The sequence below is a fragment of the Pseudomonas sp. LB3P81 genome (assembly GCF_054897965.1).
In genome coordinates this window covers 4,151,972-4,165,411 of sequence record NZ_JBUBVG010000001.1, presented here as the reverse complement: position 1 = coordinate 4,165,411, position 13,440 = coordinate 4,151,972, and the positions used below count along the sequence as shown (strand labels likewise).

At 60.5% G+C, this 13,440-nt stretch carries 13 protein-coding genes; 5 read left to right on the top strand and 8 right to left on the bottom strand.

The genetic code is table 11. The features are described from left to right. Positions 1–38 precede the first annotated feature (38 nt). Positions 39–359: a hypothetical protein gene (locus tag ACYZTL_RS19250; RefSeq protein ID WP_461953084.1), complete on the bottom strand. Its 321-nt coding sequence runs from the start codon at positions 357–359 to the stop codon at positions 39–41. 279 nt (positions 360–638) lie between these two features. Here ACYZTL_RS19250 and leuS point away from each other — a divergent pair, with 279 nt between their 5' ends. The 5 genes from leuS to ACYZTL_RS19225 all read left to right on the top strand — a co-directional run bounded on the left by leuS (position 639) and on the right by ACYZTL_RS19225 (position 6,800). After that, the gene (gene leuS / locus ACYZTL_RS19245; protein ID WP_461953083.1) at positions 639–3,245 is read left to right on the top strand and encodes a leucine--tRNA ligase; all 2,607 of its coding nucleotides are present in this window, start codon (positions 639–641) and stop codon (positions 3,243–3,245) included. An 87-nt stretch (positions 3,246–3,332) separates the two neighbouring features. Further along, the gene (locus tag ACYZTL_RS19240) at positions 3,333–3,941 is read left to right on the top strand and encodes an LPS-assembly lipoprotein LptE (protein WP_461953082.1); all 609 of its coding nucleotides are present in this window, start codon (positions 3,333–3,335) and stop codon (positions 3,939–3,941) included. A 39-nt stretch (positions 3,942–3,980) separates the two neighbouring features. Beyond that, the gene (gene holA / locus ACYZTL_RS19235) at positions 3,981–5,018 is read left to right on the top strand and encodes a DNA polymerase III subunit delta (RefSeq protein ID WP_461953081.1); all 1,038 of its coding nucleotides are present in this window, start codon (positions 3,981–3,983) and stop codon (positions 5,016–5,018) included. 232 nt (positions 5,019–5,250) lie between these two features. Continuing rightward, a complete protein-coding gene (gene arfA / locus ACYZTL_RS19230) occupies positions 5,251–5,415 on the top strand; it encodes an alternative ribosome rescue factor ArfA (protein ID WP_461953080.1) in 165 nt (54 codons plus the stop codon). 62 nt (positions 5,416–5,477) lie between these two features. Beyond that, entirely contained in the window at positions 5,478–6,800 is a 1,323-nt protein-coding gene (locus ACYZTL_RS19225) for a lytic murein transglycosylase (protein ID WP_461953079.1), read from the top strand. A 129-nt stretch (positions 6,801–6,929) separates the two neighbouring features. On the opposite strand, the gene ACYZTL_RS19220 is transcribed toward ACYZTL_RS19225, so the two are convergent. From ACYZTL_RS19220 to mltB, 7 genes are all read right to left on the bottom strand, one after another. Beyond that, entirely contained in the window at positions 6,930–7,880 is a 951-nt protein-coding gene (locus ACYZTL_RS19220; protein WP_461953078.1) for a S66 peptidase family protein, read from the bottom strand. A gap of 162 nt (positions 7,881–8,042) precedes the next feature. Next, entirely contained in the window at positions 8,043–9,068 is a 1,026-nt protein-coding gene (gene lipA / locus ACYZTL_RS19215) for a lipoyl synthase (protein ID WP_109786349.1), read from the bottom strand. Between the two features lies 1 nt (position 9,069). Then, positions 9,070–9,717: a lipoyl(octanoyl) transferase LipB gene (gene lipB, locus ACYZTL_RS19210; RefSeq protein ID WP_461953077.1), complete on the bottom strand. Its 648-nt coding sequence runs from the start codon at positions 9,715–9,717 to the stop codon at positions 9,070–9,072. After that, a complete protein-coding gene (locus ACYZTL_RS19205) occupies positions 9,717–9,992 on the bottom strand; it encodes a DUF493 domain-containing protein (RefSeq protein WP_008152827.1) in 276 nt (91 codons plus the stop codon). The genes lipB and ACYZTL_RS19205 overlap by 1 nt, the downstream gene beginning before the upstream one ends. Positions 9,993–10,072: 80 nt before the next feature. Next, positions 10,073–11,230 (bottom strand): D-alanyl-D-alanine carboxypeptidase family protein, encoded by a 1,158-nt coding sequence (locus ACYZTL_RS19200; RefSeq protein WP_461953076.1) that lies wholly within the window; start codon positions 11,228–11,230, stop codon positions 10,073–10,075. Positions 11,231–11,411: 181 nt separating this feature from the next. Then, a complete protein-coding gene (locus ACYZTL_RS19195; RefSeq protein WP_461953075.1) occupies positions 11,412–12,422 on the bottom strand; it encodes a septal ring lytic transglycosylase RlpA family protein in 1,011 nt (336 codons plus the stop codon). After that, a complete protein-coding gene (gene mltB, locus ACYZTL_RS19190; protein WP_461953074.1) occupies positions 12,422–13,432 on the bottom strand; it encodes a lytic murein transglycosylase B in 1,011 nt (336 codons plus the stop codon). Before mltB ends, ACYZTL_RS19195 begins: the two co-directional genes overlap by 1 nt. Positions 13,433–13,440 lie beyond the last annotated feature (8 nt).

The window sequence follows — 13,440 nt, the reverse complement described above, 5'->3', positions numbered from 1 at the left end:
TGCTTCAAAAAAGCCTTACGTCATGGGTTCAAGCGCCCTTACTTGAATTGCAGAGACCGGACCTTTACCGCATCCCTGCCGGGTGTTTTGTCCCTGAGCCAGATGATCTTGGCCGAACGTGGTGCGTCGAGTTGCTTCACTGCTTCTGACAAGCATCCGTGTGTTTCACGTTCACTGCGGTCCAGATACGCCTTGACCAGTGCAAATTCTGCGGGGCTCAGGCCACGCAACTCCAGCTCAAGGGGGCGTTCATCGCGCAACCGGTCAGCGGTTTTTGCCGCGTCCAGGGCCATTCCCAGACGATCGATCAGTCTTTCGTACAGCTCCGGTTTTGTAACTTCTTGCTGTGAATCAACCATCCCTCACCTCATTGAAGATAAGACTCGCTCCCCATTTAGAGCTTAGCTTCCATGAACAAACCGGCTGAGCGCCGCGACCAACGGCCCTCGCAGCCATTTCTGCAAGACGCGCGGCAGTAATCAGGGTTTCCCTCGGTAGAGTGCGGTCATGTATGCTACGGCGCTTCCTGTAACTCCACTTCCAGCTCGCTTGGGCACCGCAACGCCGATTTGGCGTGATTAGCGTCCAGCGTTGCATTGAAGAGGATTAGGCCACCCCTATTCAGTTCAAAAGTAGCCATGCACGAACAATATCAGCCCCGTGAAATCGAAGCCGCCGCCCAGTCGTTCTGGGACGAGCAAAAGTCCTTTGAAGTCAGTGAACAGCCAGGCAAGGAGACTTTCTATTGCCTGTCGATGTTCCCTTACCCCAGCGGCAAGCTACACATGGGGCACGTGCGCAACTACACCATCGGCGACGTGATCTCCCGCTATCAGCGCATGCAAGGCAAGAACGTCCTGCAACCCATGGGTTGGGACGCCTTCGGCATGCCGGCGGAAAACGCCGCGATGAAGAACAACGTAGCGCCCGCCAAGTGGACCTACGAAAACATCGCCTACATGAAAAACCAGCTGCGCAGCCTGGGCCTGGCGGTGGACTGGTCCCGCGAAGTGACCACTTGCAAGCCGGATTACTACCGCTGGGAACAATGGCTGTTCACTCGCCTGTTCGAAAAAGGTGTGATTTACAAAAAAAGCGGCACCGTGAACTGGGACCCGGTCGACCAGACCGTTCTGGCCAACGAACAGGTGATCGACGGTCGTGGCTGGCGTTCCGGCGCACTGATCGAAAAACGCGAAATCCCGATGTACTACTTCAAGATCACCGCTTACGCGGATGAGCTTCTGGAGAGTCTCGACGAGCTGACCGGCTGGCCTGAACAGGTCAAGACCATGCAGCGCAACTGGATCGGCAAATCCCGCGGCATGGAAGTGCAGTTCCCGTACAACGTCGACTCCATCGGCGAAACCGGTGCACTGAAAGTCTTCACCACCCGTCCGGACACCCTGATGGGCGCGACCTATGTTGCCGTCGCCGCCGAACACCACCTGGCCACCCTCGCCGCGCAGAACAACCCTGAGCTGCAAGCGTTCATCGCTGAATGCAAGGGCGGCAGCGTCGCCGAAGCCGACGTCGCCACTCAAGAGAAAAAAGGCCTGCCGACTTCGCTGTTCGTCGAGCACCCGCTGACCGGTGAGAAGCTCCCGGTGTGGGTCGCCAACTACGTGCTGATGCACTACGGCGATGGCGCGGTCATGGCGGTTCCGGCGCACGACGAGCGTGATTTCGAGTTCGCCCACAAGTACAACCTGCCGATCAAGTCGGTGGTTCGCACCAGTTCCGGTGATACCAACCCGTCCCCGTGGCAGGACGCCTACGGCGAGCACGGCACGCTGATCAATTCCGGCGAGTTCGACGGCCTCGACTTCGAAGGCGCCTTCGATGCCATGGAAGTCGCGCTGATCAAGAAAAACCTCGGTGCCTCGCGCACCCAGTTCCGCCTGCGCGACTGGGGCATCAGCCGTCAGCGTTACTGGGGCTGCCCGATTCCGATCATCCACTGCGATACTTGCGGTGATGTGCCGGTGCCGGAAGATCAACTGCCAGTGGTGTTGCCGGAAGACGTTGTACCGGACGGCGCTGGTTCGCCGCTGGCGCGCATGCCCGAGTTCTACGAGTGCACTTGCCCGAAATGCGGCGCACCGGCCAAGCGTGAAACCGACACCATGGACACCTTCGTCGAGTCCTCGTGGTACTACGCCCGTTACGCTTCGCCGCACTATGAAGGTGGTCTGGTGGAAAAAGCCGCGGCCGACCATTGGTTGCCGGTTGATCAGTACATCGGCGGTATCGAACACGCGATTCTTCACCTGCTCTACGCGCGCTTCTTCCACAAGCTGATGCGCGACGAAGGTCTGGTGAGCTCCAACGAACCGTTCAAGAACCTGCTGACCCAGGGCATGGTGATCGCCGAGACTTACTATCGTCGCGAAGCCAACGGTGCTTACACCTGGTTCAACCCGGCGGACGTCGAACTCGAGCGCGACAGCAAGGCCAAGGTCATCAGCGCCAAGCTGATCGCCGACGGCCTGCCGGTGGAAATCGGCGGCACCGAGAAGATGGCCAAGTCAAAGAACAACGGCGTTGACCCACAGTCGATGATTGACCAGTTCGGCGCAGACACCTGCCGCCTGTTCATGATGTTCGCCTCGCCACCTGACATGAGCGCGGAATGGTCCGACTCCGGAGTAGAAGGTTCGCACCGCTTCCTCAAGCGCGTCTGGCGTCTGGCTCAAGCACACGTGACTCAGGGCCTGCCGGGCAAACTGGATGTCGCCGGCCTGAACGACGATCAGAAAGTCATTCGCCGCTCGATCCACCAGGCCATCAAACAGGCCAGCCACGACGTTGGCCAGAACCACAAATTCAACACCGCCATCGCTCAGGTGATGACGCTGATGAACGTGCTGGAAAAAGCCGCGCAAGCGACCGAACAGGATCGCGCACTGGTTCACGAAGGTCTGGAAACCGTGACGCTGCTGCTGGCTCCGATCACCCCGCACATCAGCCACGAGCTGTGGAATCAACTGGGTCACGCTGAGCCTGTGATCGACGCCGGTTGGCCGGTGCTGGACGACAGCGCACTGGTGCAGGACAGCCTGACACTGGTTATCCAGGTCAACGGCAAGCTGCGCGGCCAGATCGAAATGCCGGCCAGCGCGACGCGTGAAGAGGTCGAAGCCGCTGCCCGTATCAACGAAAACGTGCTGCGCTTTGTCGATGGCCTGACTATTCGTAAAGTGATCGTAGTGCCCGGGAAACTGGTCAATATCGTCGCCAGCTAATTGGATCAGGCGCCAGGTGAGCCTGGCGCCGAGTAAAACCTTTCGGGCCGCACGGTCGGCCCACATGGTTTCAAGGGGAGCAACAAGATGATCAAACGCAATTTGCTGGTGATGGGCCTTGCAGTCCTGTTGAGCGCCTGCGGGTTCCAGTTGCGCGGCACCGGCACCACTGAACTGGCGATCAAGGAACTCGACCTGAGCGCCCGCAACGCCTACGGCGAAACCGTGACGCAATTGCGCCAGGTGCTGGAAAGCAGCGGCGTCAAGGTCTACAGCGGTGCACCATACAAGCTGGTGCTGACCGATGAGCAAGATAGCCAGCGCATCCTCAGCTACGCGGGTGCCGGTCGTACGGGCGAGTATCAGGTGACCACCGTGCTCAACTACGATATCCGTGGCCAGAGCAACCTGCCGCTGCTGAGCGACAAGCTCGAAGTGTCGAAAGTCTTTATCCACGACGGTAACAACCTGGTGGGTTCCGACCAGGAAGCCAACGATGCACGCCGGGAGATGCGTCGTGAGCTGGTTCAACGCATGATGCTGCGTCTGCAACAGTTCACCCCGGCCCAGCTTGATCAGCTGCAACAGACCGCTGATGCCAAGGCCAAGGCTGAAGCCGCGGCACTGAAAGCCGCGCAGAAGGCTGAAGCGGAAACGCCGCGTCAGTCGCCCATCGAAATCCCGCAGCAGCAGTAAGACTTACGGGGCGCTCTGGCGCCCCGTTCGCCCTCTCTTATGAAACTCGCCCCCGCCCAACTCGCCAAACACTTGCAAGGTGCTCTCGCGCCGGTCTACGTCATCAGTGGCGACGATCCGTTGCTGTGCCAGGAAGCCGCCGACGCGATTCGTGCCGCCGCTCGCCAACAGGGTTTCGACGAACGTCAGGTGTTCGCCGCCGACGCCAGTTTCGACTGGGGAACGTTGCTGCAAGCCGGCGCAAGCATGTCGTTGTTCGCTGAAAAACGCCTCCTGGAACTGCGTTTGCCGTCCGGTAAACCCGGTGACAAAGGCGCGGCCGCGTTCATCGAGTACTGCTCGCGACCGGCTGAAGACACCGTGTTGCTGATCAGCCTGCCGAAACTCGACGGCAGCGCGCAGAAAACCAAGTGGGGCAAGGCGCTGGTCGAAGGTCAGCACACCCAGTTCGTGCAAATCTGGCCGGTGGAGGCCAACCAGTTGCCGAGCTGGATCCGCCAGCGCTTGTCCCAGGCCGGGCTCTCCGCCAGCCAGGACGCCGTCGAACTGATCGCCGCGCGCGTCGAAGGCAACCTGCTGGCCGCCGCCCAGGAAATCGAAAAGCTCAAACTGATGGCCGAAGCTGGGCAGATCACCGTCGAGACCGTGCAAGCGGCGGTGGCCGACAGTGCGCGCTTCGATGTCTTCGGCTTGACCGATGCGATTCTCAACGGTGAAGCAGCGCATGCCCTGCGCATGCTTGAAGGGCTGCGCGGTGAAGGTGTCGAACCGCCGGTGATTCTTTGGGCCCTGGCCCGAGAACTGCGCCTGCTGGCCAACCTGTCGCTGCAATACAGTCAGGGTGTGCCACTGGACAAAGCCTTCAGCTCTGCCCGACCACCGATCTGGGACAAGCGCAAACCGCTGATGAGCAAAGCCCTGCAACGCTACTCGGCGCAACGCTGGGCGCAGCTGTTGCTGGAAGCGCAGCGTATCGACGCACAGATCAAAGGCCAGGCCGCCGGTTCGCCGTGGATGAGTTTGAGTCGGTTGTCGTTGTTGATGGCTGGGCAGCGGCTGACATTGCCTGCCGAGTAAGGCATTTGTGGCGAGGGAGCTTGCTCCCGCTGGGTTGCGCAGCGACCCCAAACCATTCACCGCGTTTTATCGATAATCCGCGCCCAACAGTTTTACGACTGCTGCGCAGTCGAGCGGGAGCAAGCTCCCTCGCCACAGGTCGACTTTTCCCACATATCGCGGATCTAGACAGAACCCCGACTTCGGCAGATCATTTCCCCCCGCAAAACCCACTCAATCGAGAGATCTGATCATGAGCAAAAAGCCATCCAGGAATGGCCACAACAAGGCCAAATCCATCATCGCCCAGCCACTGTTCCGCAGCCGTCAGGAACGAGCCGGCAAGGGCAAAGGCAGCTACCGCCGCGAAGCCTTCCAGTCTGACAACTGGGAGGCTTCTTACTTTCTGGCGGCCTGAAAGGCAAGCCATCGCTCAACATGTTAAGGTCTGCACCTGATTCGTATTCCCTGGACCCGTGCATGCCCTTTTGTATTTCCCGTCGTTGGCACCTGCGCCAATTGATAGCTGCCTCCAGCCTCGTTCTGCTTGTCGCCTGCGCGGAAAAACCAACCGCCGCCGACGCCCAACCGCTTCAGACCCTCCCCGTCGCGTCAGCCCCAGCGGTGATTCCGCCCGTGGTGCCGACCGGTGAGAACCTCGACATCCAGCCCACCCAGACCTTCGCCGAATGGCAGGCGGGTTTCCGCAAGGATGCACTGGCCGCCGGCATCCGCGCCGACCTGTTTGATCGCGCCTTCGCCAATGTCAGCCTGGACACCAGCGTGATCCGTGCCGACCGCAGCCAGCCGGAATTTTCCCGCCCGGTGTGGGAATACCTCGACGGCGCTCTGTCGCCGCTGCGGGTGCGCAAAGGTCAGGCGCTGGTCAGCCAGTACGCGGACATCCTGCAAAGCATCGAACAGCGCTACGGCGTCGATCGTCAGGCACTGGTCGCGGTGTGGGGCATGGAGAGTAACTTCGGTCAGTTCCAGGGCAGCAAATCGGTGATCAACTCCCTGGCGACCCTGGCCTATGAAGGCCGGCGCCCTGGCTTCGCCCACGCGCAATTGATCGCGGCCCTGCAGATCCTGCAACAGGGCGATATCGAGCCGGAGCGGATGCTCGGTTCCTGGGCCGGCGCCATGGGCCAGACTCAGTTCATCCCGACCACCTACAACACCCATGCCGTGGACTTCGATGGCGACGGTCGCCGCGACATCTGGGGCAGCTCCGCCGACGCCCTGGCCTCGACCGCACACTACCTGCAAAGCTCTGGCTGGCAGAAAGGCCAGCCATGGGGCTTTGAAGTTCAGCTACCGGGCAGCTTCAACTACGTGTTGGCCGATGGCACGATCCGCAAGAGTGTCGCCGAATGGCAGCAACTGGGCGTGACGCTGCCTAACGGCGGACAGGTTCCAGCGGGCTCCGAACACCTGTCCGCGGCGCTGTTGCTGCCGGCGGGTTATCGCGGCCCGGCGTTCCTGGTGCTCGACAACTTCCGTGCGATTCTCAAGTACAACAACTCCTCGTCCTACGCGTTGGCCGTCAGTTTGTTGTCCGAGCGCTTCAACGGCGCGGGCCTGATCAACGGCGCCTGGCCGAAGGATGATCTGCCGCTGAGCCGTACCGAGCGGATCGAGCTGCAAAATCTGCTGAGTGCCCAGAAATACGACGCGGGCACGGCCGATGGCATTATCGGCGCCAACACCCGCAAGGCGATCCGCAGTGCGCAGCAGTCGTTTGGCTGGCCGGCGGATGGGTATCCGACGCATAAGTTGCTCGAAGGCCTGCGTAACCGATAGATAGCCGTATGGCTGATGCCGCTTTCGCGAGCAAGCCCGCTCCCACATTCGACCGTGTTTCCATGAAAGAACTCGGTCAACTGTGGGAGCGGGCTTGCTCGCGAAGACTGACTAACAGGCGATGAAGTTCTATCGCTTGATGACAACATCCTGCTCCAATAACAATTCCTTATTCCCCGCATCCAGCCTCACCAACGCCCCCATCGGCAACGTCAGGTTGGGATCGCAATGCCCGCTCCGCCACCCCGACAGCACCGGTATCCGAAACGGTTCAAAGGTCTGCTTGAGCAATCGCTCCAGCGCAACCGCATCAACCCCGGCCACATCCCCCACCAGAACCCCGCGCAATTTGCCCAGCGTCCCCGCGAGCCGAAGCTGAGTCAGCAGCCGATCAATGCGATACAACGGCTCGTTGATGTCCTCGATGAACAGGATGACGCCCTCGGCATCCATTTCGTAAGGCGTGCCCATGGTCGCGGCAATCATCGCCAGATTGCCGCCCAGCAAGCGGCCGTGAGCGATGCCAGGCTCAATGGTGGTCAACGGGTAGGCCACCGGGTGCGTCAGGACACTGCCCGCATTCACCTGCCCTCTGAGCATGTTGAAAAACGAAGCCTCGGTAGGCTTTTGCTTGTCCCCCAACAGGTCAGCATTGAGCAGCGGACCATGAAAGGTCACGAACCCCGCGTAACGGCTGATCGCCAGGTGCAGCGCAGTGATGTCGCTGTAGCCGATGAACGGCTTGGCGTTGTTTTGCAGCAACTCGAAATCGATGCGATCGAGCAAACGCGGTGTGCCGTAACCGCCGCGCAGGCAAATGATTGCATCGACTTCACAGTCGGCGAACGCCGCGTGCAGGTCATTGAGGCGTACATCGTCGCTGCCGGCCAGGTAGCCGTCCTGCTCGTAGACACCGGGAAAGATTCGCAGCGCGTAACCGCGAGCCCGCATCCAGGCGATGGCTTTGTCGGTGTCCAGCGCAGCGGGGCCGGCGGGCGCGATCACGCCGATCAGCCCTTCCCGGGGCAAGGCCGGAACCGGCGTGTGTGGAAACAGTGTGTGGGTCGGTCGAACGGTCATCCATGAATCTCCCTGCGCGAAATCTTCAGCACACAGTAGTCAGGAACGGGGACAAACAGAAGAGGGACAATCGCCCCGCAGCTTGCAGGAAAAGACTGTAGTTGCCGTAGGCACGGCTGATAAAAAACGCCCGCAAGGTTGAAAAACCTTGCGGGCGTTTTGTTACAAGGACGACATCAATTCAGCTTTAACCAGCTTCGCCTGCTCGTCAGCGTGGTACGAGGAACGTACCAACGGGCCGGAAGCAACGTTCTTGAAGCCCATTTTGTAACCTTCCTCGGCGAACCAGGCGAAGGTGTCCGGGTGCACGAAACGCTGCACCGGCAAGTGGCTGCGGGACGGTTGCAGGTACTGGCCCAGGGTCAGCATGTCGATGTCGTGTTCGCGCATGCGCTTCATGACTTCGATGACCTCTTCGTCGGTCTCGCCCAGACCCAGCATCAGGCCGGACTTGGTCGGAATGTGCGGCATCATCTGCTTGAAGCGTTGCAGCAGCGTCAGCGACCACTGGTAATCCGAACCCGGACGCGCAGCCTTGTACAGGCGCGGCACGGTTTCCAGGTTGTGGTTGAACACATCCGGCGGCTCGGCAGCGGTGATTTCCAGCGCGACGTCCATGCGGCCACGGTAGTCCGGGACCAGGGTTTCGAGCTGCACATTCGGCGACAGCTTGCGGATCTCGCGGATGCAGTCGGCAAAGTGCTGGGCACCGCCGTCACGCAAGTCGTCGCGGTCAACCGAGGTGATCACAACGTATTTCAGTTTCAGGTCGGCAATGGCGATGGCCAGGCTTTCCGGCTCATTGACGTCCAGTGGTTTCGGACGGCCGTGGCCAACGTCGCAAAACGGGCAGCGACGGGTGCAGATGTCGCCCATGATCATGAACGTCGCGGTACCACCGGAGAAGCACTCGCCCAGGTTCGGGCAGGACGCTTCTTCGCACACGCTGTGCAGCTTGTGTTTGCGTAGCAGGGCCTTGATGCGGTCGACTTCCGGGGAAACCGGGATGCGCACGCGGATCCAGTCGGGCTTCTTCGGCAGTTCGGTCGTCGGGATGATCTTCACCGGGATGCGTGCAACCTTCTCGGCGCCGCGCAGCTTGACGCCGGCTTCAACCTTGGCACGCGGGGCCGGACGCTCGGTGACATCCAGCGTCGGGATCATGGTTTGCACTGCATCAGTAGTCATATCAGTCGATTCCGCCCGTTAGGGTCGTCTGCTCAGCATAGTCGAGGTGTTTGACGAGCTGCGCACGCAGCCGGGCACTTACCTCGGCAAATTCAATCGATCCTGCGTGATCGCGCAGCTGGGTCATCGCCAGCCCGGCGTAGCCGCAGGGATTTATCCGTCGAAACGGTTCCAGGTCCATGTCCACGTTCAGGGCCAGGCCATGAAAGGAACAACCGTGGCGGATCCGCAGACCCAGAGACGCGATTTTCGCTCCGTCGACGTAGACACCCGGCGCATCCGGCTTGGCCGCGGCAGTGACGCCGTAACTGGCCAGCAACTCGATCAGGCAATGCTCTATGCGCGTGACCAGGTCACGCACGCCGAAACCGAGCTTGCGCACATCGAGCAACAGGTAGGCCACCAACTGGCCGGGACCGTGATAGGTCACCTGGCCACCGCGATCGACCTGCACCACCGGAATGTCTCCCGGCAGCAGCAGGTGCTCGGCCTTGCCGGCCTGGCCCTGGGTGAACACCGGCGGGTGCTCCACCAGCCAGATCTCGTCGGCGGCATCGCTGCCGCGTTCGTTGGTGAAGCGCTGCATGGCATGCCAGACCGGCTCGTAAGCCATCTGGCCGAGCTCGCGAAAGCCCAGCGTGCCAGACATCACAGCACCATGTGCACGAAACCGGTAGCCCGCAACTCGCTGTTGATGTCGTACAGCTGTTCTTGACCGGTGGCGATGATGTGCAGCTGGATGGTCGTGTACTTGCCGTTGGTACTCTGGCGCTCGGCCAGGGTCTTGTGGTCAACGGTCGCGTGTTTCTCAAGGATCGCGATGATCTTGTCCTTGAAACCCACGCCGGTGTCGCCGATCACCTTGATCGGGTAATCCGCGCAGGGGAATTCGATCTTTGGCGCTTTTACTTCGGTGTCTGTCATGGCGTAACGGCCTCGTAAGCCGTGGCAACGGACATGGCCCCGCTCCGGATTGGAGCGGGGCCATGAGAGTCCACACTAATTCAGTTGAACAAGCCGTAGAAGAATAGACGGATGCTATCCCACATGCGGCGGAAGATACCACCCTCGTCGACCGCGTCCAGAGCGATCAGGTCAGCGCTGTGCACCACCTTGTCGTCCAGTTTCACTTCGACTTTACCGATCACGTCGCCCTTGGCGATTGGCGCAATCAGTTGCGGGTTCATGGTCATGCTGGCGGCGAGCTTTTTCAGCTGGCCTTTTGGCAGGGTCATGGTCAGGTCTTCAGCCAGGCCGGCCTTGACTTGATTGGTGCTGCCTTTCCAGACAGGGGCCTGAGCCAGCTCGGCGCCTTTTTGATAGAAGGTCTGGGTTTCGAAGAAGCGGAAACCGTAGGTCAGCAGTTTCTGGGTTTCCGACGCACGCGCCACTTCGCTGTTGGTGCCGAACACCACGGCGATCAGGCGCATGCCATCACGTACGGCCGAGGACACCATGCAGTAGCCGGCTTCGTCGGTGTGGCCGGTTTTCAGACCGTCGACGGTCTTGTCGCGCCACAGCAGCAGGTTGCGGTTAGGTTGCTTGATGCCGTTCCAGAAGAACTCTTTCTGCGAGTAGATCGCGTAGTGAGCCGGGTCTTCGTGGATGATTGCGCGAGCCAGCACGGCCATGTCGTGAGCCGACGAGTAATGCTCAGGGTTCGGCAGACCGGTCGGGTTCATGAAGTGGCTGTTGGTCATGCCCAGGTCGGCCACGGTTTTGTTCATCATGTCGGCGAAGGCGTCTTCGCTGCCGGCGATGTGCTCGGAGAGCGCAACACTGGCGTCGTTGCCCGACTGAATGATGATGCCGTGCAGCAAGTCGCTGACCGTCACCTGCGTGCCGACCTTGATGAACATCCGCGAACCACCGGTACGCCAGGCGTTTTCGCTGATGGTCACCGGATCGTTTTCGCCGATCTGGCCACGACGGATTTCCAGGGTCGCGATGTACGCGGTCATCAGCTTGGTCAGGCTGGCAGGCGGCAGACGCTGGTCACCGTTGTTCTCGACCAGCACGTTGCCGCTGCTGGCATCCATGAGCACATAGGCTTTGGCGGCCAGTTGTGGCGGCGACGGCATCATCTCGACCGCGAAAGCGGCAGGCGAGAGGAGCAGCGGGACTAGAAGGCACAGGCGTTTGGCAAAGGTGGTGATGTTCATCCGTCTCTCGAAATCGCTAATGGAAACTGCCCGAAGGCAAAACTAATCAGACAGCTTTATAACGAGCTGTCGCATGTTCAGTCGTTCACTCAGAACCCTTGCCGGGCTTTTGTTCTTCAACGAGCCAACAACCAGGTTCACCCCCCAAACCGCAAGTGAACCCTCAATCAAGTACTACGTATTACTCGGCGGTGACCACGCTCGGCGAACCGAGATTGGCTGTCCGCACGCTGTTCTGCACTTGCTGGATTTCACCCGGCGAGCCGATCGGCCCCAGGCGTACCCGATGCAGTGTCTGTTGATTGCGCACGATCGAACTGATGAACACCGGAGCGCTCACCATCCCGCTGAGCTTCGATCTCAGGAGTTCTGCAGCGTCCGGGTTGGCGAACGCGCCCACCTGCAGATACTGGCCAGAGGCTGGTACAGAAGCGTTTTTTTTTGCATCAATCTGCACGGGCACAACGGCCGCGGCGTGTTGCTGCGGCGGTGGTGTCCATTGTTCGACCGTGCCGGCCGAAGCGGTAATCGTCGGCGCGGTATTTTGCGCGACTTGCGGCTCGTTGAGCATTAAAGGCGCCGGACGGCCTTTGGCCGCCCACCATTGCTGAGGATCGATGCCTTCAACCTTGACCCGCGCAGTGCCGGTTTCGGCATAACCGAGTTTCTTCGCGGCGGCGTAGGACAAGTCGATGATGCGGTCCGAGTAGAATGGGCCACGGTCGTTGACCCGCAGGATCACGGTCTTGTTATTGTCCAGGTTGGTCACCCGAACGTAACTTGGCAGTGGCAAGGTCTTGTGAGCGGCACTCATGCCATACAGGTCATACACCTCGCCATTGGCGGTGTTCTGGCCGTGGAACTTGGTGCCATACCAGGACGCCGTGCCCGAAGCGACGTAGGTCTTGGACTCTTGCTGCGGAAAGTAAGTCTTGCCCAGCACGGTGTAGGGGTTGGCCTTGTAAGGACCGGTGTGCAGGGTCGGCGTGGCATCCGGGATGCGCGATACGTCGACGTCCCACCACGGTGCGCCATCTTTGTGGGCGCGGTTGATGTCCAGCCCCGGCGCCGAGCGCACGGCGGTGGATGATTTCTGAGACGGCGCGCGGCTGGTCGAACAACTGGCGACCAGCACTGCCAACGCGGCGAATGCCAGCAGCTTCAGGGGTTTTTTCATAGGCAATGCCCGCATTACTTGACGCCCCGTGCTTGGACCAGCTGTTCAGACAGTTGATGCACGGCCATGGCGTACATCACGCTGCGGTTATAACGCGTGATCGCGTAAAAATTCGTCAGGCCCAACCAGTATTCAGGGCCATTGTCACCTTCCAGGCGGAATGCCGTGACCGGCATATCATCGCGCAGCGCATCATGACTTGACCACCCCAGCGCCCGCAACTCCCCGACGGTTTTAGTCGGTTCGATGCCGGTGGTCAAACCTTTATCGACCTGCTCGCCACGCACATCGGCGCGGCTGACGACAGGCTCACCGGCCACCCAGCCGTGACGCTTGAAATAACTGGCGACGCTGCCGATGGCGTCGTCGGGGTCGGTCCAGATATTAATGTGGCCGTCACCGTCGAAATCCACCGCATAGGCGCGGAAACTGCTCGGCATGAACTGCGGCAAGCCCATCGCCCCGGCGTAGGAGCCTTTGAGGGTCAGTGGATCGACCTGCTCTTCTCGAGCCAGCAGCAGGAATTCACGCAATTCCTTGCGGAAGAATTCGGCACGGGGAGGATAGTCGAAACCCAGGGTCGACAAGGCGTCGATTACCCGGTAATTGCCGGTATTGCGGCCAAAAAAGGTTTCAACGCCGATGATCGAGACAATCACTTGGGCCGGCACACCGTATTCCTGCTCGGCACGGGCCAGTACCGCCTCGTGCTGCCGCCAGAAATCCACGCCGCGGGCGATGCGGGCGTCGGTGATGAACATCGGGCGATACTCGCTCCATTGCTTCACCCGCTCGGCGGGTTTCGAGATCGCGTCCAGAATCGCCTGCTTGCGCTCGGCTTCGCGGAACACGCCCATCAGCTGTTCACCGGCAAAGCCGTAGTCGCGGGTCATTTCACCGACGAATTCGGCCACCTGGGGTGTGCCTTCGTAATCGCCGGCCAACGCGTCCTGCGCGATGCCAAGGATGCTTACCAGGCCGACCCATGGCGCATTTCGAGTCGCCCAGCCACGCATTACTTGCATTGAAATCT